Source organism: Bradyrhizobium cedriense, assembly GCF_054602315.1.
Map to the genome: position 1 here is coordinate 398,967 of NZ_JBTSWB010000005.1, position 22,410 is coordinate 421,376.

Sequence of the window (22,410 nt, forward strand, 5' to 3'; positions counted from 1 at the left end):
TAGCGCCACGGCGCCCGTCACGGGCGCCGCGGCCGATCGCTTACTGCACGCGGGGCAGCACTTCGAACTGGTGGAAGGGCGGCGGCGAGGACAGCGTCCACTCCAGCGTGGTTGCGCCGGCACCCCAGGGGTTGTCGCCAGCCGGCACCTTCTTCATGAACGCATCGAGCACGCCGTAGAGGAAGATCAGCACGCCGAAGCCGGAGATGTAGGAGCCGAACGACGAGACCAGATTCCAGCCCGCGAAGGCGTCGGGATAGTCGATGTAGCGGCGCGGCATGCCCGACAGGCCGAGAAAGTGCTGCGGGAAGAACACCAGGTTGACGCCGACGAAGGTGACCCAGAAGTGCAGCTTGGCGATCCCTTCATTGTACATGTAGCCCGACATCTTCGGGAACCAGTAGTACCAGCCGGCGAAGATCGCGAACACCGCACCGAGCGACAGCACGTAGTGGAAGTGCGCGACGACGTAGTAGGTTTCCTGGAGCACGCGATCGACACCCGCGTTGGCCAGCACGACGCCGGTGACGCCGCCGATCGTGAACAGGAAGATGAAGCCCACCGCCCAGATCATCGGGGCGCGGAATTCGATCGAGCCGCCCCACATCGTGGCGACCCAGGAGAAGATCTTCACGCCGGTCGGAACGGCGATGACCATCGTGGCCGCGACGAAATAGGCCTGCGTCGCCGAGGACATGCCGACCGTGTACATGTGGTGCGCCCACACCACGAAGCCGATGCCGCCGATCGCGACCATGGCGTAGGCCATGCCGAGATAGCCGAACACCGGCTTGCGCGAGAAGGTCGAGACGATCTGGCTGATCATGCCGAAGCCGGGCAGAATCAGGATGTACACCTCGGGGTGACCGAAGAACCAGAACAGATGCTGGAACAGCACGGGGTCGCCGCCGCCGTCGGGGGCGAAGAACGTCGTGCCGAAATTGCGGTCGGTGAGCAGCATGGTGATCGCACCGGCAAGCACCGGCAGCGACAACAGCAGCAGGAACACCGTCACCAGAATCGACCACACGAACAGCGGCATCTTGTGCAGGGTCATGCCCGGCGCGCGCATGTTGAAGATGGTGGTGATGAAGTTGATGGAACCGAGGATCGAGGAGGCGCCCGCCAGATGCAGCGACAGGATCGCGAAGTCGACGGCCGGCCCCGGATGGCCGGAGCTCGACAGCGGCACGTACATGGTCCAGCCGGCGCCGACGCCGTTGGCGCCCGGCTCGCCCTCGACGAAGGTCGACATCAGGAGCAGCGCGAAGGAGGCCGGCAGCAGCCAGAAAGAGATGTTGTTCATGCGCGGGAACGCCATGTCGGGCGCGCCGATCATCAGGGGCACGAACCAGTTGCCGAAGCCGCCGATCATCGCGGGCATGACCATGAAGAAGATCATGATCAGGCCGTGAGAGGTCACGAACACGTTGTAGGTGTGCGCCTCGTGGAAGATCTGCACGCCCGGGTACATGAGCTCGGCACGGATCGCGATCGACATCGCGGCGCCGATGACGCCGGCGACGACCGCGAAGATCAGGTACATCGTACCGATGTCCTTGTGGTTGGTCGAATAGACGTAGCGCCGCCATCCGGTCGGATGGGCGTGCTCGTCATGTCCGTGGGCCTGCGCGTGATCGCCGTGTGCCGCTGCGCTCGTTGCCATTTTCAAATCCTGCCTTGCGTCCCATTCGGACCCGTGTAGGTCCCGCCCTTTATCGCTGTCAGTCCCTCAAGCCGTGGACCCGACGCCTACTGCGTCGAGCCGGCCGCGGAGGCGTAGGTGCTGGTGCCGCCGCTCGCATATTTCTTCTTCGCTGCCTCGACCCAGGAGGCGAACTCCTGGTCGTCGACCACGCGGATCGCGATCGGCATGAAGGCGTGATCCTTGCCGCACAATTCCGAGCACTGGCCGTAATACATGCCGGTCTTGGTGGCCTTGAACCAGGTCTCGTTCAACCGACCCGGAATGGCGTCGATCTTGACGCCGAAAGCCGGCAGCGCGAAGGCGTGAATGACGTCCGCACCCGTGGTCTGGACCCGAATCACCTTGTTGACCGGCACCACCATCTCGTTGTCGACGCCGAGCAGGCGGGGCTGCTTGTCCTGGGCCATCAGCGAGTCGAACTCGAACTTGCCGTTGTCGGGATAGGCATAGGACCAGTACCACTGCTTGCCCGTCGCCTTGACGGTCAGGTCAGCCTTCGGAATGTCGAGCTCCAGGAACAGGAGCCGGAACGAAGGCACCGAGATGCCGACCAGGATCAGCACCGGAACCAGCGTCCAGGCCACTTCGATCAGCGTGTTGTGGGTGGTCCGCGACGGCACCGGATTGGCCTTCGCGTTGAACTTGATGACCACGATCACGAGCAGCGCCAGGACGAACAGCGTGATCAGGGTGATCAGCACGAACAGGAAGTTGTGGAACCAGACGATGTTGTCCATCACCGGGGAACCGGACTGCTGCAGCGTCCACTCCCACGGCGCCGGCTGCCCGAGTTCGGCGAACGCCGCACCACCTGTCGCAAGCGTGACGCCAGCCGCCACCACGGCGATGATGGCCAATCCCAGCAACTGCCGGCCCATCCGACCCATCGACATCCTCATGCCGTTCGCGCTCCCCTAACGAAATCACCCCACGTGCATTCCCCTGCTTGCGGGGAATGCTTATTCGATCCGCCAGTCCGACAAACCGCCACGCAAGAATACCTCTAAGAGGAATTGGGGCCAGATCGCTAGAACGCGAAATCAAGCCTCTCAAACCATAATTCTTGATCTATCGCAATGCAGTCTTGGGCCTCATCTGCCAAGCATCACCCGCAAGATATTTCCCAACAAGATCAGACAAGAATACCGTTTGCCGGTATGCTGCGGCTTGACAGCGGAATTGCCCGCGTTAGGCACTGGCAGACAGCCGCGCTGAAACCTGATTCGTGCGTGCGATGGCGGCGCTCGGCGGCGCGGAATTTGCTTGGGAATTGCCTTCAAGACGCCGTCATTCCCGTATCAGTCCGCCAGGTGCGAGCGACCCAGGCGAGCAGAGGGACCGACCCGATGGGGTTTTCGAGATCGATGGCAAGGGCGGCGAACGGCCTCCCGGCACTGGCCGCCCTGCTGGCTGCGATTCTCCTCCTGGCACTTCCGGACCTTGCCCATGCGCAGGGCGCGGTACGCTCCGTCCATGGCGACTGGCAGATCCGCTGCGACACGCCGCCCGGCGCCCAGACCGAGCAATGCGCCCTGATCCAGAGCGTGGTGGCGGAAGACCGCTCCAACGCCGGCCTGACCGTGATCGTGCTCAAGACCGCCGACCAGAAGAGCCGCCTGATGCGCGTGGTCGCCCCGCTCGGGGTCCTCCTGCCCTCCGGTCTCGGGCTCAAGCTCGACAACCAGGACGTCGGCCGCGCCGGTTTCGTCCGCTGCCTGCCCAATGGCTGCGTTGCCGAAGTGGTCCTGGAAGACAAGCTGCTCGGCCAGCTCCGCAGCGCCAAGACTGCCACCTTCATCATCTTCGAGACGCCGGAAGAAGGCATCGGCTTCCCGCTCAGCCTGAACGGGCTCGGCGAGGGCTATGACAAGCTGCCGTAGGGCGGCAATGTCCGCAGCGAACCTATTGTTTCCGTAATGTGAGGCTTCACGCCCTCGCGGAACCGATGCGAAACCATTATCTTGCCCCACATCCCCGATGATGGACGGACGCATGACCAACCCTGCCACGACATCCCTGCTCGACCGCGCCAATCTCGACCGTGACCAGGTTCGCACCGAGGTCGCGCGCGGCCTCGCCGGCGCCGACGACGGCGAACTGTTTTTGGAATACAGCCAGACCGAAGCGCTGATGTTCGACAATGGGCGGCTGAAGCAGGCGACCTACGACACGTCGCAGGGCTTTGGCCTGCGCGCGGTCAAGGACGATGCAGTCGGTTATGCGCATTCCTCCGACGTGTCGCTGCCGGCGCTGATTCGCGCCGCCGACGCGGTCGCCGCCGTGCGCGGCGGTTACTCCGGCAGCTTCGCCGCGCCGCCGGCGCATACCAACGTGCGGCTCTATAGTGACGACAATCCGCTCGATGCCCCCGGCTTCGAGACCAAAGTGAAGCTGCTCGCCGAAATCGACGCTTACCTGCGCGACAAGGATCCGCGGGTGCGGCAGGTCAGCGTCAGCCTCGGCGCAACCTGGCAGGTCGTCGAGATCCTGCGCCCCGACGGCGAGAGCTATCGCGACATCCGCCCGCTGGTGCGCGTCAACGTTTCCGTCGTGGCCGGCCAGGGCGACCGCCAGGAGAGCGGCAGCAAGGGCTATGGCGGCCGCGCGGGCTATGCCGAATTCATCGAAAGCAGATCCTGGCGCGAGGCCGCCGACGGCGCGCTGCGCGAGGCGCTGGTCAACCTGGAATCCATTCCGGCGCCGGCCGGCGAGATGGACGTCGTGCTGGGCGCCGGCTGGCCCGGCGTGATGCTGCATGAAGCGGTCGGCCACGGTCTCGAGGGCGACTTCAACCGCAAGAAGACCTCCGCCTTTGCCGGGCTGATGGGCCAGCAAGTCGCGGCCAAGGGCGTCACCGTGGTCGACGACGGCACCATCGCCTCGCGGCGCGGCTCACTATCGATCGACGACGAGGGCACGCCGACCAACCGCACCGTGCTGATCGAGGACGGCATCCTCGTCGGCTACATGCAGGACCGCCAGAACGCGCGCCTGATGAACATGAAGCCGACCGGCAACGGCCGCCGCCAGGGCTACGCCCATGTCCCGATGCCGCGCATGACCAACACCTACATGCTCGCGGGTGACCGCGATCCCGCCGAGATCCTCGCCTCCGTGAAGAACGGCGTGTTCGCCGCGAATTTCGGCGGCGGCCAGGTCGACATCACCTCGGGCAAATACGTGTTCCAGTGCACCGAGGCCTACAAGATCGAGAACGGCAAGCTGGGAGCGCCCCTGAAGGGCGCCATGCTGATCGGCAACGGGCCGACCGACCTGCATCGCATCCGCATGATCGGCAACGACCTCGCGCTCGACACCGGCATCGGCACCTGCGGCAAGAACGGCCAGGGCGTGCCCGTCGGCGTCGGCCAGCCGTCCCTCCTGATGGAACGTATCACGGTGGGTGGGACGGGCGCATGAGCGTGGAAGACAAGGTCACCGTCACCCCCAAGCGAAAGAGCAGCGGCTGGGGCGGTCAGCTGGTGCAGCTCGCCGGCATCGTCGCCGCGGTGTTCATCGCCAAAGGCGCGCTGGCCGAGCCGTTCTACGTGCCGTCGGGTTCGATGGAGCCGACGCTGCTGATCGGCGATGCGCTGATCGCCTCGAAGTTCCCCTACGGCTACGGCACCTCGTCGCTGCCGATTCAGATCAGCCTGCCCGAGAGCGGCCGCGTCTTCGCGGAGACGCCGAAGCTCGGCGACGTCGTGGTCTTCCGCTGGCCCGGCGATCGCTCGCAGGCCTGGGTCAAACGCGTCGTGGGTCTGCCCGGCGACCGCATCCAGATGCGGCAAGGCCAGCTCTTCATCAACGACCGACCCGCCGAACTGAAGCCCGATGGCGTCGGCGCCGCCGAGGACGATCATGGCGGCAGCGAGCCCGCCTACCGCTATGTCGAGACGCTGCCGAACGGCGTCTCGCATCTGATCTTCAAGATGCGCGACAGCGGTCCGCTCGACAACACGCCCGAAGTGACGGTGCCGGCCGGCCACCTCTTCGTGCTCGGCGACAACCGCGACAACTCGGCCGACAGCCGCGTGCCGCTGCGCGCCGGCGGCGTCGGCCTGTTGCCGATCGACAATCTGATCGGCCGCGCGGATGCGGTGCTCGGCTCCTGGGATCTCGGCATGCGCGGCCAGCCGGTGTGGACCTGGCTGTCCGGGTTCAGGCTGGCACGGTTCTTCACCGCCGTGCATTGACGGGATCGTAGATTGTAGGGTCGGCAAGGCGGAAGGGCGCCCACCGCTTCAGTCGTAGCGTGGCGAGATGGTGGGCTCGACGCGCGAAGCGCGCGCCTCTGCCCACCCGGCGAGTCCCGATGAGCCGCGACGAATTCCTCGCGTTGGCGCTTCGCAACCCGGTCAACGTCGCCATTGCCGACGCGCTCGCGCAGCTTGCGCCGCCGGATGCCTGGCTGGTCGCAGGTTGCCTGGTGCAGACGGTGTGGAACGTGCTCACCGGTCGTGCGATCGATCACGGCATCGCCGACTACGACGTCTTCTATTTCGACCCTGATACGTCGTGGGAGGCGGAGGACGCAGTGATCCGCAGGCTGCATGCGCGGCTCGCGCATCTCGGCGCCAAGGTCGAGATCCGCAACCAGGCGCGCGTGCATCTGTGGTACCCCGACAAGCATGGCGTGCCCTATCCGCCGCTGACGCGCTCGACGGATGGCATCGACCGTTTCCTCACGGAGAATACGCAACTGGGCATCCGACCCGCGGGTGGGGATTTCGACGTCTATGCGCCCCACGGATTCGATGACGTCGCAAGCCTGATCGTGCGACCCAACCGGACGCCGAACTTCTCCGCCGCCAATTACGAGGCGAAGGCCGCGCGGTGGAAGGCACTGTGGCCCGAGCTCACGGTGATTGCGGCGGAGTGACCAAGACTCTCATGTCCCGGACAAGACGCGAAGCGACGCGGCGCAGAGCCAGGACACATCGTGCAAAGATTGCGGGGCCGCAATGGGCTCCGGTTCAGCAGCGCATCGCTTTGCGCTGCGCCCGGGGCACAAGTACGAGCATCACCGCACCACGCCCGACGTGAATCCCGCCTTCCGCCGCGGCGGCTTGATCTCCTTCTTCAGGAAGCAGCGCGCTTCGCGCCCGGTGTAGCCGGGGCGGGCATAGGTGAACGCGCGGCATTTGTTGTCGGCGGTGCAGGCGGCCTTGCAGGCCTCCACGCCGTCCCCCTCCTTCAGGTCGAAATTGCGCAGGTCCCCGCCCGGGCGGTCGATCGATGTCTCCACGCCCTCGATACGCGGCTCGATCACGCCGGCGCCACGCACCCCGGAGATGCAGCAACTGCCCGGCACCCGCGCCGGCACCGTGTTCTTGAGCCAGCATACCGCCGAGCCGCCCTCGACGTCGGGATAGCTGAAGCTCCAGGAGCGGCAGCGGCGATCGCGCTCGCACAGCAGCGCACAATCCTCCGGATCGCCCGAGGTGACCGGCGTGCTGAAATAGTCGCCGCCGGGCCGGTCGAACGCCGTCTGCGCGCGCGCAGGCACACTCGCAAGCGCGAGCAAAAGCAGCGCGGCACAAGCCAAGAGACGTGCCATGACGGCCCCAGGCAGGCGGCCCTTCCCCATCGCAACAGCTTTCGAGTTATTGAGGACGCTCAGGTTTTTCCGGCCGGTCATTTGATCGCCGCAAACCTGTACGGGCGATGAACGGCTCGGATCCCGCTCGCTCGCCTATGACTCTAGAAAGCGTATTCCGCGTAGGCTGGTTCCACCGAGCCCTGCCAGGGACCATTAAACTTGTCCAGCATCTCCTCGGCCGGCGTCCGGCCGGAATCGATGATGCGATCGAGCGGCTCCAGATGACGGGTCTCGTCGCGGCCGAGCTGGTCGATCCGGCCACGCCGGCGCAGACCGGCATGCGCCAGGACGAGGCATTCCTTGGCGATCTCGAACAGATAGCGATCCTTGATCCGCGCCTTGAAGCCGAAGCGCGGCACGTCGTCGCGCAAGGCCTGACGCTCAGGCGCGCTCCAATGCTTGACCAGGTCCCAGGCGGCATCGAGCGAAGCGTCGTCGTAGAGCAGACCGACCCAGAAGGCCGGAAGCGCCGGCAAGCGGCCCCAGGGCCCGCCATCGGATCCCCGCATCTCGAGATAGCGCTTGAGCCGCACTTCCGGGAAGATCGTCGAGAGGTGGTTGGCCCAGTCCGACAGCGTCGGACGCTCGCCCGGAAGGTTGTTGTTGCGGCCGTCGAAGAACGCGCGGAACGAGGAGCCCGACACGTCGATGTACTCCTCGCCGCGCTTGACGAAATACATGGGCACGTCGAGCGCGTAATCGACATAGCGCTCGAACCCCATGCCGTCCTCGAACGCCCACGGCATCATGCCCGCGCGCGCGTTGTCGGTATCGCGCCAGATCTCGGAGCGGAAAGAGAGGAAGCCGTTCGGCTTGCCTTCGGTGAACGGCGAATTGGCGAACAACGCGGTTGCGACCGGCTGGAGCGCGAGCGAGACGCGCAGCTTCTTGACCATGTCGGCTTCCGAGGAGAAGTCGAGATTGGTCTGCACCGTGCAGGTCCGGTACATCATGTCGAGGCCGTATTGTCCGACCTTCGGCATGTAATTGGTCATGATCTTGTAGCGCCCCTTCGGCATCACCGGGATGTCGGCGCGCGACCAGGACGGCGTCATGCCGAGGCCGAGGAAACCGATGCCGAGCGGCGTCGCGATCTCGCGCACCTGGGCGAGATGCGCCATCAGCTCGCTCTGGGTCTGGTGCACGTTCTCGACCGGCGCGCCGGACAGCTCGAACTGCCCGCCGGGCTCGAGCGAGATCGCGCCGCCGCCGGTCACGTCGTAAAGGCCGATGATGTTGCCTTGCTCCATGATCGGCTCCCAGCCGAGCAGGAGCTTCATGCCCTCGAGCAGCGCGCCGATGCCGTGTGCGCCTTCGTACGGCACCGGCCGGTGGCCTTCGAGCGTGAACGGCGTCTTTTCGTGCTCGGTACCCATGCGGAATTCGGACGGGTCCTTGCAGCCGGCCTCGAACCACGCAACGAGCTCGTCGCGCGATTGCAGTGGCGTCATATCGATCTGGTCTCGCGCCATATCAAACTCTAATCAAAAGGCGCTTCGACCGAACGCGCGCGGTGGCAGGAATGGCCCGCGAACCGACCGGTTGCACGGACGAGCGGGTTTGCCGCGCGATCATCGCGACGGCATGATTTCGTTGACGCCGGCGGGCGGCAGTTTCATCTCGCCGCACGAGCAGCCCAGACGATCGAGCAGATTGCTGAGCTTGACGGCCTCGGTGTCAGACAGTTTCGAACCGACATATTTCTCGATCGCAGCCGAATAGGCGCCCCACATCCGCTTCTGCAACTCGCGGCCGGCTTCCGTGATCTCGACGAACTGGCCGCGCTTGTCGATCTTGCATTCGCGCCGCGAGGCGAGGCCCTCGTCGACCAGGCGGTCGATCAGCCGCGACGTGGAATATTGCGGGATCAGCATCTGCCGCTCGAGTTCAACCGGCCGCAATTCGCCCGACGGCGCTCGCGACAATTCGAGCAGCGCGTCGTACCAGGCGAGCGGCGGGAACCCCGCCTTCTTGAGATCCTGCTCGACGCAATCGAGCACGCGGCTCTGCACCCGCATCAGGCGGATCCAGGCGGCTGTTGCCTCGGTCGATGGTTTGCGTTTCATGGTCCCGCTCAAGCTCGTCGCCCGTCTCTTACTCCATTCGATGCACCTGCATCAATCTTGACTATTTCAAGCAAGTGCATGTAGTCGTTCGTTCGGGCCGAACCAGGGATCAGGCGGAGGAAATTCCGTGAAGCCGCATTATTCGCCCGGTGCCTGGCTCGCTGTCCCCGCATCGCGCTCCTGGAAGCCGGCCCTGAGCTGGTCGAGGTCGATATCGCGCCAAGAAGCTCGAAAATAGTGAGGATTATCTGAAGCTGCCCCCCCAGAATCAGGTCCCTGCGGCGGGCCTCGACGGCGGCGGGATCGTGACCGAAGGCCCCGCGATTGTCCAGATGATCACCGACCAGGTCCCGCCGTGACGCCGGCGCAGGCCCGCAGTTCCAAGTGCCTCGAGCTGCTCGAACGGCTCACTATCCGCACCTCGGAGGCGCACAACAGCCTTGGCCCGCTGTCCCGGCGCTGAACGGTCGCCGACGGCTGTCTCTTCACTGAGCGCTCGCAAGACCCGACAAGCGAAGGGCCGGATCGACGATCCGGCCCCTTCATCGTGAACCCTTTGACCGGCGACGACGTCGAAGGAACGCTTCCAGGAGACAGCTGCCTCATGAACATGATCGTCCTCATGACCGCCGCCGGGGCGCCGCTCGCGATGCTCGGCTTGTCGACTCCGGCCGCGCCGCACCGCAATTGCATCTTCATGGTCCACCCACAGATCACCTCGGCCGTGTTCGAGAGCAAGGAAGGAAAGATCGTCTTTCCGGACCGGCCGACCGAATATCCGTGCAGCTACGCCAGGAAGAAGGGCACAACGGATATCGCCTTCACCAACCAGAATGGCTGGCGCTTCGAGGTGCGCATTGGCCGCGGCGACGAAGGCACCTGGAAAGCCAATCTCGCCGACGATGCGGTATCGGGCCGGGCATTCTCGCCGTTCGGCGACCGAAAATGAAGAAGGCCGGATCGATGATCCGGCCTTGTTCTTGCTTTTACTTAGCCCGTCCCTAGGCGGCCGCCTTCTTCGGCGCGAAGCGACCGTAGAAGGTCTCACCCTTTGCCGCCATTTCCTCGAGCAGCTTCGGCGGCGTGAAGCGCGAGCCGTACTTGGCCTCCAGCTTGCGGCAGAGCTCGACGAACTTCTTCGTACCCATGAAGTCGATGTAGGACAGCGTGCCGCCGGTGAAAGGCGCGAAACCGAAGCCGAGGATCGAGCCGACATCCGCTTCGCGCGGATCGGTGATGACGTGGTCCTCCACCGTGCGCGCGGCTTCCACCGCCTGCACCACCAGGAAGCGCTGCTTCAGCTCCTCGACGTCGAGCGTGTCAGGGTCGAGCTGCTTCGGCTGCAGCGCTGACAAGCCCGGCCACAGGCTCTTCTGGCCTTTGCCCTTCTCAGGGTAATCGTAGAAGCCCTTGCTGTTCTTGCGGCCGAGGCGGCCCTGCTTCTCGACCATCTCCACCATCAGCTTCTTCTGGTCGGGATTGATGGCGTTGGGACCGAGATCGGCTTCCGTCGCCTTCATGATCTTCAGGCCGAGGTCGAGCGCGACCTCATCCGAGAGCGAGAGCGGGCCGACCGGCATGCCGGCCATCTTGGCGCAGTTCTCGATCATCGCCGGCGGCACACCCTCCAGGAACATCTCGTTGCCTTCGGCGACGTAGCGGCCGACGCAGCGGTTGGCGAAGAAGCCGCGGCTGTCGTTGACCACGATCGGCGTCTTGCCGATCTGCCGGACGTAGTCGAGCGCGGTCGCGAGCGCGAGATCGCCGGTGTTCTTGCCCTTGATGATCTCGACCAGCACCATCTTCTCGACGGGCGAGAAGAAGTGGATGCCGACGAACTTGCCCTGGTCCTTGAAGCTCTCGGCCAGCGAGGTGATCGGCAGCGTCGAAGTGTTCGAGGCGAAGATCACGTCGGGCTTGAGATACGCTTGCGCCTTCGCGAAGGTCTCGGCCTTGACCCTGCGGTCCTCGAACACGGCCTCGATGACGAGGTCGACGTCCTTCAATGCGGCATAGTCCGCGGTCGGCGTGATACGCGCGAGCAGCGCCTCGGCGTCACCAGGCTTGGCGCGGCCCTTTTTGATCTGCTCGTCGATCACCTTCTGCGCATGCGCCTTGCCCTTGTCGGCGCTCTCCTGATCGCGGTCGATCAGGACGACGTCGAGGCCGGCGCGGGCCGAGACGTAGCCGACGCTGGCGCCCATGAAGCCAGCGCCGATCACCGCGATCTTCTTAACCTTGGTCGGCGCCACGTCCTTCGGACGGCGCGCGCCCTTGTTGAGCTCCTGCATCGACAGGAACAGGCTGCGGATCATCGCGGCCGCTTCCTTCGAGCGGAGCACCGAGGTGAAGTAGCGCGACTCCACGCGCAGCGCGGCGTCGATCGGCAGCTGCAGGCCTTCATAGACGCAGCTCATGATCGCGCGCGCGGCCGGATAGTTGTCGTAGGTCTCGCGGCGGTAGATCGCGTTGCCGGCCGGGAACATCATCATGCCGGCCTTGGAGAACACCGGTCCGCCCGGAAGCTTGAAGCCCTTCTCGTCCCAGGGCGCGACGGCCTTGCCGCCGCCCTTGATCCAGTCCTTGGCGGCCTTGATGAGGTCGGCGGCGGGAACGATGGCGTGGATCAGGTTCAGCGCCTTGGCCTTCTCGACCGTGACGGGATCGCCCTTGAGCAGGATCGTCATCGCATCCTGCGGCGGCACCAGGCGCGGCACGCGCTGCGTGCCGCCGGCGCCGGGGAACAGGCCGACCTTGACCTCGGGCAGGCCGAGCCGCGTCTTGGGATTTTCGGCCGCCACGCGATAGTGGCAGCACAGCGTGATCTCGAAGCCGCCGCCGAGCGCAAGACCATTGATTGCGGCCGCCCAAGGCTTGCCTGACGTCTCGATCGAGCGCAGCACCAGCGAGAAGCGCCGGCTCTGCTCGAACAGCATCTGGTTTGCGGCCGTCTCGCCCTGCTCCTTGAAGACCTTGGCGTAGGCCTGGTTCATGCCTTCCAGCATCGACAGGTCCGCGCCGGCGCAGAATGCCTCCTTGGCGGAGGTGATGACGACGCCCTTCACCGCGGCGTCTGCCGTGGTCGCCTTGACGATCGCATCGAGCTCGTTGGTCGAGGTCTCGTCGAGCACGTTCATCGAGCGGCCCGGGATGTCCCAGGTGACGAGCGCGATGCCGTCGGAATCGGTCTCAACCTTGAAATTCTTGTACGACATGTTGGTTGCTCCCTACCCTTAGACGCGCTCGATGATGGTCGCGGTGCCCATGCCGCCGCCGATGCACAGCGTGACCAGGGCGGTGGACTTGTTGGTGCGCTCGAGCTCGTCGAGCACGGTGCCGAGGATCATCGCACCGGTCGCGCCGAGCGGATGGCCGAGCGCGATCGCGCCGCCATTGACGTTGATCTTGGCGTTGTCGATGTCGAAAGCCTGGATGTAGCGCAGCACGACCGAGGCGAAGGCCTCGTTGAGCTCGAACAGGTCGATATCGGACTTCTTCATGCCCGAGCGCGCAAACAGCTTTTCGGTGACGTCGACCGGCCCGGTCAGCATCATCGCCGGCTCCGAGCCGATATTGGCGAACGCCCGGATCTTCGCACGCGGCTTCATGCCGTATTTCGCGCCCGCTTCCTTGCTGCCGAGCAGCACGGCGCCGGCGCCGTCGACGATGCCCGAGGAGTTGCCGGCATGGTGCACGTAGTTGACGCGCTCGATCTCCGGATGCGACTGCACCGCGACGCCGTCGAAGCCGCCCATCTGCGCCATCATGGTGAACGACGGCTGCAGTTGCGCCAGCGACTGCATCGTGGTCGAGGGACGCATGTGCTCGTCCTTGGCGAGGATGGTGAGGCCATTGATGTCCTTCACCGGGACGATCGACTTGTCGAAGCGGCCCTCCTCCCAGGACTTCGCGGCGCGCTGCTGGCTCTGCACCGCATAGGCATCCACATCGTCGCGCGAGAAACCGTATTTGGTCGCGATCAGATCGGCCGAAATACCTTGCGGCATGAAATAGGCCGGCACCGCGATCGAGGGATCCATCGGCCATGCGCCTCCGGAGGCTCCGATGCCGACGCGGCTCATGGACTCGGCGCCGCCGCCGATCACCAGTTCATGCTGGCCGCTCATGATCTGCGCGGCCGCAAAGTTCACGGCATCGAGGCCGGAGGCGCAGAAGCGGCTGATCTGCACGCCGGGCACGGCTTCGCCGAGACCTGCCTTCAGCGCCGCGAAGCGCGCGATGTCGGAGCCGGCTTCACCGACCGGATCGACCACGCCCAGGATGACGTCGTCGACGGAATCCTCAGGCAGATTGTTGCGGTCCTTCAGCGCCTTCAGCGGCACCGTCGCGAGCGCGAGCGCCGTGACTTCGTGCAGCGAACCGTCCGCCTTGCCGCGGCCGCGGGGGGTGCGAACGTGGTCGTAGATGAATGCCTCAGGCATGACGCCCTCCTGATGTGACTTTTCAGATTCGTTTGGGAGCAGACGACGGAAGCCGGATCAGAACGCTTCCGCCGGCAGTTCCATGATGGTGGCGCAGCCGGCCTGGATGCGCGCGAGATTGGCCGCGGTCTCCGGCAGCATCCGCTCCATGAAGAAGCGGCCGGTGACGAGCTTGGTCGAGAGATAGGGCGTCGCCCCGCTCTCGGCAATCTTGGCCTGCGTCACCTTGGCCATCTTCGCCCACATATAGCCCAGCGCGACAAAGCCGAAGAGATGCAGGTAGTCGGTTGCGGCAGCTCCCGCATTGTCCGGCTTCGCCATCGCATTCTGCATCAGCCAGGTGGTGGCCTGCTGGAGATGGCCGAGCGAGGCCGAGAGCGGGGCGATGAAGGGCTTCATCGCCTCGTCGCTGCCGTTCTCCTTGGCGAATGCCATGACCTCGCCGAAGAAGGCCATGATGGCGCGGCCGCCGTCGCGCGGCAGCTTGCGGCCGACGAGATCGAGCGCCTGGATGCCGTTGGCGCCTTCATAGATCATGGCAATGCGCGCATCGCGCACGAACTGCTCCATGCCCTGCTCGGCGATGTAGCCGTGGCCGCCATACATCTGCTGCGCCTGCACCGCGTTGGCGAAGCCGTAATCGGTGAGGAAGCCCTTCAGCACCGGCGTCATCAGGCCCATGTGGTCGTCCGCGGCCTGGCGGTCCTTGGGATCCTCGGAGCGGTGGGCGACGTCGCTCTTCAGCGCGGTCCAGATCACGAAAGCCCGCGCAGCCTCGTTGAAGGCGCGGATCGACAGCAGCGTGCGGCGCACGTCGGGATGCACGATGATCGGATCGGCCGGCTTGTCCGGCGCCTTGGCGCCGGTGAGCGAGCGGCCCTGGATGCGCTCGCGGGCATAAGCGACCGCGTTCTGATAGGCGACCTCGGACTGGGCGAGGCCCTGCACGGCGACGCCGAGCCTCGCCTCGTTCATCATCACGAACATGCCCTGCATGCCCTTGTTCTCTTCGCCGATCAGCCAGCCGGTGGCGTTGTCGTAGTTCATCACGCAGGTGGAATTGCCGTGGATGCCCATCTTGTGCTCGATCGAGCCGCAGACGACGCCGTTGCGCTGCCCGACCGAACCATCGGCATTGACCATGAACTTCGGCACCACGAAGAGCGAGACGCCCTTGATGCCGGCGGGCGCACCCTCGATGCGGGCGAGCACGAGGTGAATGATGTTGTCGGCGAGATCGTGCTCGCCGGCCGAGATGAAGATCTTGGTGCCCGTGATCTTGAAGCTGCCGTCGGCCTGACGCACCGCCTTGGTGCGGAGCATGCCGAGATCGGTGCCGCAATGCGGCTCGGTCAGGTTCATGGTGCCGGTCCATTCTCCGGCGACCATCTTCGGCACGTAGGTCTTCTTCTGCTCAGGGCTTCCATGAACGATCAGCGCCGCGGTCGCGCCCATGGTGAGGCCGCCATACATCGAGAACGCCATGTTGGCGGAGATCTGGAATTCGTTGACCGCCTGGCTCAGCGTCACAGGCAGGCCCTGGCCGCCATATTCGGTCGGCGCCGAGAGACCGAGCCAGCCGCCTTCGACGACCTGCTTGAACGCCTCCTTGAAACCCTTCGGCGTGGTGACGCTGCCGTCATCGGCGCGCTTGCAGCCCTCGAGGTCGCCGACGCGATTGAGCGGCTGCAGCACCTCTTCGGCGAGCTTGGCGGCTTCGCCCAGGATCGCCTCGCGCACGTCGCTCGATGCATCGGAGAAGCCCGGCAGATTGTCGTAACGATCGATCTGGAAGACGTCGTTGAGCAGGAAGTTCACGTCTTCGACGGGGGCTTTATAGATCGGCATGGCGTTCTCCCGGCATGAGCCTTGAAGTGGTGGAATTCGCTAGGATTGGGCGGCGAGCTGCTCCGCCATCAGGCGGTGCAGCATGTTGATCGCCTTGAGCGGACGCACCATCACCTTGAAATGGGTGATGCGTCCCTCGCTGTCGAAGCTGATGATGTCGACGCCGTTGATCTCGATGCCGTCGATGACGTTCTTGAATTCGAGCACGGCGCCGTGCGCATTCTTCCATTCGCCGACATAGGTGAAGCCGGGACCGCCGAGGACCTTCTCGGCGCTGGAGAGGTATTTGAAGGTGATGTCGCGGCCGCGCTGCGGCGAATGCACCACGGGGCTTTCGAAGACGGCGTCGGGGTGGAGCAGGTCCCAGAGCGCGGCGCTGTCGTGGGACTTCATATAGGCGTACCAGGAATCGAGACCGGTCATTCTCGTGGTGCCTCCCTAGGGCAAGGGCAAATATGCGAAAACAACCCCATGCACAGTAGCCAGATGGTTGATTTCGCTTGATTTTCAGGTGGGGTTTTGGCCCCGCCCGCAAGCCGCCTCATATGCACATTGACGCATATGCGCCAATGCGCATAAAGTCAAGCTCGTTGGTCAGAGTCCGAGAAGGGAGGCCGGTCATGGCACTCGGCGACGCAATCCTCGCATGCCTGACGGAGCGTCCGATGACGGGCTACGAACTCGCCAAGACGTTCGATTCCTCGATCGGCTTCTTCTGGAAGGCCGACCACCAGCAGATCTACCGCGAGCTCTCCAAGCTGCGCGACCGCGGCTACATCCAGGGCCGCGAGGTCGTGCAATCGGGCAAGCCCAACAAGCTGGTTTATACGCTTACGCCCGAGGGTAGAACAGCGCTGCGGCACTGGGCCGCGCGGCCAAGCACGCCGGCCTCGACCAAGGACGACCTCCTGGTCCGCCTGCACGCGCTCGACAGCATCGACATCGAGCCGCTGCGGACCGACCTGATGGCGCGCCTGGAGCACCACCGCGACCGCCACGCCAATTACGAGCGGATCCTGAAGAAGCGTTTTCCGGACGGAACGGCGGAGGGCAAGCTCGACCTCGGCAATCTGCTCCTGCTCCGCCTCGGCGCGCGCCACGAGCAGATGGTGGCAGATTTCTGCGAGGAGGCGCTGGAGGCGCTGTCGGCAACGAGCGGCAAGGCCACGGTGGTGCCGCTGGAGGACGGCAAGCGCGAGAAGGGCTAGGCCGCGAACCTATCGGTCTGCCGGGCTGGCGAAGCCAAGATCCATCTGCAACGACAGCCGACGGACGGTTGCAGAGCGACGAAATGACGCGACGGGGCGGGCACCCTTAAAGGCTTCACCCCGTGCTTTGGCCGGCCGGTGGGACCACGTAGAGCGTCAAAGCAAAGATCGCATAGATGAAGAGGAGTAGCGCGCCGACGAACCATGCCGATCGTCCGCTGCTCGTGATGAAGCTCGCCGTGACGGTCGCGATCATCACCATGGTCACCGCTCCCGGCCAGAACTGCAGGCTCATCGGCGATGGCCCGACGACATAGCTGAGCAACACCAGAGCAGGTGCCACGAACAGCGCGATCTGGGACGCGCTGCCGAGCGCGATGCTGACGCTCATGTCGAGGCGATCTTTGCGAGCCGCGGAAAAGGCGACCACAAACTCGGCAGCAGCACCGACCAGCGAGACGATGATGAACCCGACAAAGGCCGGGCTCATCCCAAACGTGTCCGCTGCCTTCTGGACGGACTCGACAAAGATCTCGCTGACGACCGCGACAAGCACCGTGACGACGAGCAGCGTGGCGACCGCGAGCCCAATCGGCCAATGCGCCCCGCCCTCGTCATGCTCCGCGCCTGCGAAGAGCTCCTTGTGGGTTTTCAGCGAAAACAACAGGCCGAGGCCATACGCAGCAATCAGCAAGACGGCGATGCCGACGCTGAGCTTCTGCATGATCGCCCCTCCCTGCGAGAGGTCGAGGTCGGCCACGGCGGACGGGGCGAGCAGCGCAACCGTCGCCATCAACAGCAGGCCGGAATAGAGCCGCGCGCCGGACCGGTTGAACTCCTGGACATGATAACGCAGCCCCCCGATCAGCAGGCAGGCTCCGAGCATGAACAGTACGTTGGTCACGATCGCGCCAGCGATCGAGGCCTTGACGAGCGTATACTGGCCGGCGCGCAGCGCCGTGATCGCAATGATCAGTTCCGTAAGATTACCCAACGTCGCATTGAGCAGCCCGCCGACGGCATCGCCGGTCTTGGCAGCCACCGCTTCGGTTGCGTGGCTCAGCAGAGCAGCCAGCGGTACGATGGCGAGCACGGCCAGCACGAACAACAGGGTATGGGAATGCGGAACCGCCCCCTCTGCGATCAGCACGGCAGGCACGAAGACGAGCATCCAGAGCAAGGGGGTCTGCCTGATTTCCTTCAGCAAAGGTTGCATGATGCCTGCCCCGGACCGAGTGCGTTGGCCCAAAGTCCGGTCCGGCGCGGGACAGGCGTTGATCTGGCTCAACATTCGCCAAGACCTCGCCACGGCGCATCGGCAGCCCTGGCATCCATCGGCACGGCACCGCGCGAGCCTGACGGAGGCTCTCTGCGTCGTCGCCGTGAACGAAGCAGATGTTCGCAGCACACCCGCGATTGCGCAGTGTGCGGCAACAGTTTCAGCGGGCACTGACGCCGATTAGCCTCATCCTGAGGAGGCGCGTAAGCGCCGTCTCGAAGGACGAGGCGCACGCTCAGGCCGCCGCCAAAATGATTGGGGATTATCGACGGCGGAAAGCCCCTCTCCCACCCCTGCCCCGCAGGCGGGGAGGGAGCGTGTCCGGGAGCCGGCCTGCCGCCCAATTTTAAGACAGCGGCGACGCGTTCCTTAACCCGTTATTTACCGTAACAGGAAAAAGTCGGTTTTCGAGGCAGACGACCCGCGCCGAATTCGATTGTCTTGCAACCGGCACGCGTGGGGAGACTGGAGGCGTCGGGTGAGGCGCCGGAGTCGGAACCGGACAGAGTCATGAATTCGCGCGTATCGTGGAGTGTTGACGGCATCGATCCATCCGTGCGGGAGCGGGCCGAAGCTGCTGCGCGCAGAGCCGGCATGACGCTCAACGATTGGCTGAACTCCACGCTCGGCGAGACCGCCCCGCCGAACTTCCGCGGAGCTTACGAGCAGCGTCCGCAGCACATGCCGCAAGGGCCGAGCCAGGAACTTGGTCGAGGACCTGGTCAGGAGAGCCGCGAAGTCGCCGACATCCACCAGCGGCTCGACGCGATCACCCAGCAGATCGAACGGATTTCCAAGCCCGCGCAGCGCCAGGACCCTTCACGACAACAAGACGTCTCGCGCGAGCACGGCGTCGCGCGCCAGCTCAACGACGCGATCTCGCGGCTCGATGCACGGCTGTCGCAGATCTCGAAGCCGCAGCAGCCTCAGATCCAGCGGCCGCCGCCGTCACCGGTCGACACACGCCAGCGCCAGGCCGATGCCGTCGAGCGCGCGGCAGCGCAGGTCTATCGCAGCTCACCGCCCCTGAGCCCGGCTTCGTTCGACGTCGCGGTCGCCGAGATCACGGCGCGCCAGAGCGAGCTCGACGGCTTCGCGCCGCGTCAGATGCCGCCGCGTGCCGCGCCGCCGATTGCGCCCGGTCCCGTCGCGCCCCCGATGGCGCCGCCCGCGCCTGCCTACGCGCCGCCGCCACCGCAGCCCGGGCCGGATTTTTCGTCTCTCGAACGCCATCTGCTCAAGATCACGAGCCAGATCGAGTCGCTCCAGCGTCCCGACAATACCGAGCAGGCGATCGCGACGTTCCGCAGCGAGCTCGCCGAAATCCGCGCCGCCATCACCGAGGCGATGCCGCGGCGCGCGATCGAATCGATCGAGAACGAAATCCGCTCGCTGCACCGCCGGATCGACGAGACGCGCTCCAACGGCACCGACGGGCAGGTCCTGTCAGGCATCGAGCGCGCACTGTCCGACATCAAGCAGGTGCTGCGCACGCTGACGCCCGCGGAGCAGCTCACCGGCTATGACGAGGCGATCCGCAATCTCGGCGCCAAGCTCGACCTGATCCTGCGCGCCAATGACGATCCCTCGACCGTGCAGCAGCTCGAAGGCGCGATCTCGGCGCTACGCGCCATCGTCTCCAACGTCGCTTCCAACGAAGCGCTGGCGCGGCTTTCCGAAGACGTACAGCTCCTGTCGTCCAAGGTCGACCAGGTCACCCGCGCGTCCGGCCAGAGCGACAGCTTCGCGGTGCTGGAGCAGCGCATCGCCGCGCTCACCGCCGCGCTGGAAACCCGCGAGCGGCCTCAGCCGTCCGAGAGCACCGAGCACCTCGAAGCCGCGATCCGCGCGCTGTCGGACCGGTTCGACCGCATGCAGGTGGGCAACGATTCCGCCTCGACCTTCGCGCATCTCGAACAGCGCGTCTCCTATCTGCTGGAACGGATCGAAGCCGCCTCCGATCCCCGCAACGGCAATTTGAGCCGCGTCGAGGATGGGCTGCACGACATCCTGCGGCACCTCGAGCGACAGCAGGCGACCTATGCCGCGCTGGCGGAGAGCCGCAATTCGGCGCCGCCTCCTGATTCCGGCATGGTCGATCTCGTCAAGCGCGAGCTCTCCGACATCCGCTTCAGCCAGGCCGAGACCAACCGGCACACCCAGGACTCGCTCGAGGCCGTCCACAGCGCGCTCGGCCACGTCGTCGATCGCCTCTCCTTGATCGAGGGCGATCTGCGCGCGGTGCGCACCGTGCCGCCGGCCCCTGCCCCGCAGCCGATGCCGATGCCAATGGCAATGGCCGCTCCGATGGAGCCCGGGGCGATGGCACGCGAGCCGCGCCAGCAGCCGCCGAAACACGATCCGAAGCCTGAGCTGCCCAATCCCGCTGCCGCACAGGGCGCGCAAGCCGCCTTCGTCGCCGCGCCGCGAGAATTCCACGCAGCCGCCCCCGCCTCACCGCCGCCGGTGCCGCAAGTCACGCCCCCTCTGCCGCCGCGTGCGATCAGCGAGATCCTGGAGCCGCACACCGCTCCCGCGCGCGCAGCACTCGCGCCGGAATTGCCGCCGGATCATCCGCTCGAGCCGGGCACACGGCCGGGCGGACGCATCGCGACGCCGTCGGAGCGGATCGCCGCCTCCGAGAGCGCAATCAGCGAAATTCCGACTCCGCCGAAAGAGCCGGTCTCGTCCTCGAGCTTCATCGCCGCGGCGCGCCGCGCCGCGCAGGCCGCTGCCGCGCAGCCGGAGAAGACTGGCCGCGCTGCCAAGGCCGGGGCCGATCGCTCCAAGGACAAGGGCAAGGACGGCGGTTCGACCATCACCTCGAAGATCCGCTCGCTGCTGGTCGGTGCGAGCGTTGTCGTGATCGTGCTCGGCACCTTCAAGATGGCGATGAACCTGCTCGATGGCGGCAACCCGCCGGCGCCGCAGGCGATGGACAATACGTCGAGCGAGCCGGCACCGCTGGCTCCGCCGCCCCCGGTCGAGACCAAGCCCGCCACGCCCGAACAGATCACACCGTCGATGACGTCGCCGACGCCGATCGGACGGCAATCCCAGAACAATGCCGCGCCGGCACCCGCCGCCAATCCGGCGAACTCGGCCTCGGTCGAAATCCCGCCCGCGCCTGCCGCGGCCCCGCCGCAGGCCTCCAGCGACGTCACCGGCGCACTGTCGGGCACGAGCCGCGCGAAGCTCGGCCTGGTCCAGGTGCCGCCGAGCGAGAGACTGCCTGACGGCATCGGCGGCCCGGCCCTGCGCACCGCCGCGATGAAGGGCGATGCGACGGCGGCCTACGAGATCGGCATGCGCTTTGCGGAAGGAAAGGGCGTCGCCACCAACTACGACGAAGCCGCCAAATGGTACGACCGCGCGGCGCAGGCCGGCGTCATCCCTGCGACCTTCCGCCTCGGCACGCTCTACGAGAAGGGCCTTGGCGTGAAGAAGGACGCCGACATCGCCCGTCGCTACTACACCCAGGCCGCCGAGCGCGGCAACGCCAAGGCGATGCACAATCTCGCGGTGCTCGACGCCGACGGCGGCGGCCGCGGCGCCAATTACAAGAGCGCGGCGCAGTGGTTCCGCAAGGCGGCCGATCGCGGCGTCGCCGACAGCCAGTTCAACCTCGGCATCCTCTATGCCCGCGGCATCGGCGTCGAGCAGAACCTCGCCGAATCCTACAAATGGTTCAGCCTGGCGGCCGCGCAGGGCGATGCAGATGCGGCCGGCAAGCGTGACGACGTCGCCAAGCGCCTCGACCCGCAATCGCTCGCCGCCGCCAAGCTCGCGATCCAGACTTTCAGCGCCGAGCCGCAGCCTGACGATGCAGTCAATGTCGCGGCGCCCGCCGGCGGCTGGGACACCGCACCGCAGGCAAACGCAAAGCCGGCGCCAAAGGCTGTCGCGACGAAACGCTCGGCCTCGGCGGCGCATTAGACGCGAACAGCTCTTAGGCAGGCAGGACGCGCCGCGCGCTCGGTGCACCTCTCCCGCTTGCGACCCGCTTGCGGGGGAGGTCGACGCACGAAGCGCGGCGGGTGGGGGTTCTCTCCTCTGGGAGAGTCCCACTGCGGAGACAACCCTCTCCCCAGCCCTCCCCCGCAAGCGGGGGAGGGAGCGCACCGCTGTTATCGCACGCTCTCAACGCGCTCATTCACCACGCGCGAAATTCCCGGTCCCTCCCGCGCCAAATTCCGCTATTGAGGGACGCGGCAATCGTTCCGAGCTTCCCGCGAGCATTCCGCGCCAGTCAATCCG

General features: G+C 65.7%; 17 protein-coding genes. 7 read left to right on the forward strand and 10 right to left on the reverse strand.

Going from position 1 to position 22,410, the window contains the following annotated elements:
- Positions 1-40: 40 nt before the first annotated feature.
- On the reverse strand, positions 41-1,666 hold the full coding sequence (ctaD, locus tag ACYCVF_RS23150; RefSeq protein ID WP_459600592.1) for a cytochrome c oxidase subunit I: 1,626 nt from the start codon (positions 1,664-1,666) through the stop codon (positions 41-43).
- Between the two features lie 86 nt (positions 1,667-1,752).
- The gene (coxB, locus tag ACYCVF_RS23155; RefSeq protein WP_459600594.1) at positions 1,753-2,607 is read right to left on the reverse strand and encodes a cytochrome c oxidase subunit II; all 855 of its coding nucleotides are present in this window, start codon (positions 2,605-2,607) and stop codon (positions 1,753-1,755) included.
- Positions 2,608-3,054: 447 nt separating this feature from the next.
- Between coxB and ACYCVF_RS23160 the strand changes: the two genes are divergently transcribed.
- The 4 genes from ACYCVF_RS23160 (at position 3,055) to ACYCVF_RS23175 (ending at position 6,590) form a co-directional block, all read left to right on the forward strand.
- Positions 3,055-3,588, forward strand: coding sequence for an invasion associated locus B family protein (locus ACYCVF_RS23160; protein WP_459606625.1), 534 nt, complete (start codon positions 3,055-3,057; stop codon positions 3,586-3,588).
- A 112-nt stretch (positions 3,589-3,700) separates the two neighbouring features.
- Positions 3,701-5,128 carry a metalloprotease TldD gene (gene tldD, locus ACYCVF_RS23165; protein ID WP_459600599.1) on the forward strand — a complete coding sequence of 476 codons (1,428 nt, stop codon included), beginning with the start codon at positions 3,701-3,703 and terminating at the stop codon, positions 5,126-5,128.
- Positions 5,125-5,904 (forward strand): signal peptidase I, encoded by a 780-nt coding sequence (gene lepB, locus ACYCVF_RS23170; RefSeq protein WP_459600601.1) that lies wholly within the window; start codon positions 5,125-5,127, stop codon positions 5,902-5,904. Before tldD ends, lepB begins: the two co-directional genes overlap by 4 nt.
- Before the next feature lie 119 nt (positions 5,905-6,023).
- The gene (locus ACYCVF_RS23175) at positions 6,024-6,590 is read left to right on the forward strand and encodes a nucleotidyltransferase family protein (protein WP_459600603.1); all 567 of its coding nucleotides are present in this window, start codon (positions 6,024-6,026) and stop codon (positions 6,588-6,590) included.
- A gap of 141 nt (positions 6,591-6,731) precedes the next feature.
- Here the strand turns inward: ACYCVF_RS23175 and ACYCVF_RS23180 are convergent, their stop codons facing one another.
- The 3 genes from ACYCVF_RS23180 to ACYCVF_RS23190 form a co-directional block, all read right to left on the reverse strand.
- Entirely contained in the window at positions 6,732-7,298 is a 567-nt protein-coding gene (locus ACYCVF_RS23180; protein WP_459600883.1) for a PAN domain-containing protein, read from the reverse strand.
- Positions 7,299-7,411: 113 nt separating this feature from the next.
- Entirely contained in the window at positions 7,412-8,782 is a 1,371-nt protein-coding gene (locus ACYCVF_RS23185; RefSeq protein WP_459600605.1) for a glutamate--cysteine ligase, read from the reverse strand.
- A 99-nt stretch (positions 8,783-8,881) separates the two neighbouring features.
- Entirely contained in the window at positions 8,882-9,376 is a 495-nt protein-coding gene (locus ACYCVF_RS23190) for a MarR family winged helix-turn-helix transcriptional regulator (protein ID WP_459600607.1), read from the reverse strand.
- Positions 9,377-9,980: 604 nt separating this feature from the next.
- Here ACYCVF_RS23190 and ACYCVF_RS23195 point away from each other — a divergent pair.
- Positions 9,981-10,325 carry a hypothetical protein gene (locus ACYCVF_RS23195; protein ID WP_459600609.1) on the forward strand — a complete coding sequence of 115 codons (345 nt, stop codon included), beginning with the start codon at positions 9,981-9,983 and terminating at the stop codon, positions 10,323-10,325.
- Positions 10,326-10,377: 52 nt separating this feature from the next.
- On the opposite strand, the gene ACYCVF_RS23200 is transcribed toward ACYCVF_RS23195, so the two are convergent.
- Genes ACYCVF_RS23200 through ACYCVF_RS23215 form a run of 4 tightly spaced genes read right to left on the reverse strand, consistent with a single transcriptional unit; the run spans position 10,378 to position 16,089 of the window.
- The gene (locus ACYCVF_RS23200; RefSeq protein WP_459600611.1) at positions 10,378-12,591 is read right to left on the reverse strand and encodes an FAD-dependent oxidoreductase; all 2,214 of its coding nucleotides are present in this window, start codon (positions 12,589-12,591) and stop codon (positions 10,378-10,380) included.
- A gap of 18 nt (positions 12,592-12,609) precedes the next feature.
- On the reverse strand, positions 12,610-13,818 hold the full coding sequence (locus ACYCVF_RS23205) for an acetyl-CoA C-acetyltransferase (protein ID WP_459600613.1): 1,209 nt from the start codon (positions 13,816-13,818) through the stop codon (positions 12,610-12,612).
- A gap of 57 nt (positions 13,819-13,875) precedes the next feature.
- A complete protein-coding gene (locus tag ACYCVF_RS23210) occupies positions 13,876-15,666 on the reverse strand; it encodes an acyl-CoA dehydrogenase C-terminal domain-containing protein (protein ID WP_459600615.1) in 1,791 nt (596 codons plus the stop codon).
- A 39-nt stretch (positions 15,667-15,705) separates the two neighbouring features.
- Positions 15,706-16,089 carry a nuclear transport factor 2 family protein gene (locus tag ACYCVF_RS23215; RefSeq protein WP_459600617.1) on the reverse strand — a complete coding sequence of 128 codons (384 nt, stop codon included), beginning with the start codon at positions 16,087-16,089 and terminating at the stop codon, positions 15,706-15,708.
- 197 nt (positions 16,090-16,286) lie between these two features.
- On the opposite strand from ACYCVF_RS23215, the gene ACYCVF_RS23220 reads away from it, so the two are divergent.
- Positions 16,287-16,874 carry a PadR family transcriptional regulator gene (locus ACYCVF_RS23220; RefSeq protein WP_459600619.1) on the forward strand — a complete coding sequence of 196 codons (588 nt, stop codon included), beginning with the start codon at positions 16,287-16,289 and terminating at the stop codon, positions 16,872-16,874.
- A gap of 115 nt (positions 16,875-16,989) precedes the next feature.
- Here the strand turns inward: ACYCVF_RS23220 and cax are convergent, their stop codons facing one another.
- Complete coding sequence (cax, locus tag ACYCVF_RS23225; protein WP_459600885.1) at positions 16,990-18,090, reverse strand: calcium/proton exchanger; 1,101 nt, start codon at positions 18,088-18,090, stop codon at positions 16,990-16,992.
- Positions 18,091-18,663: 573 nt separating this feature from the next.
- On the opposite strand from cax, the gene ACYCVF_RS23230 reads away from it, so the two are divergent.
- Positions 18,664-22,089: a tetratricopeptide repeat protein gene (locus ACYCVF_RS23230; protein WP_459600620.1), complete on the forward strand. Its 3,426-nt coding sequence runs from the start codon at positions 18,664-18,666 to the stop codon at positions 22,087-22,089.
- Positions 22,090-22,410 lie beyond the last annotated feature (321 nt).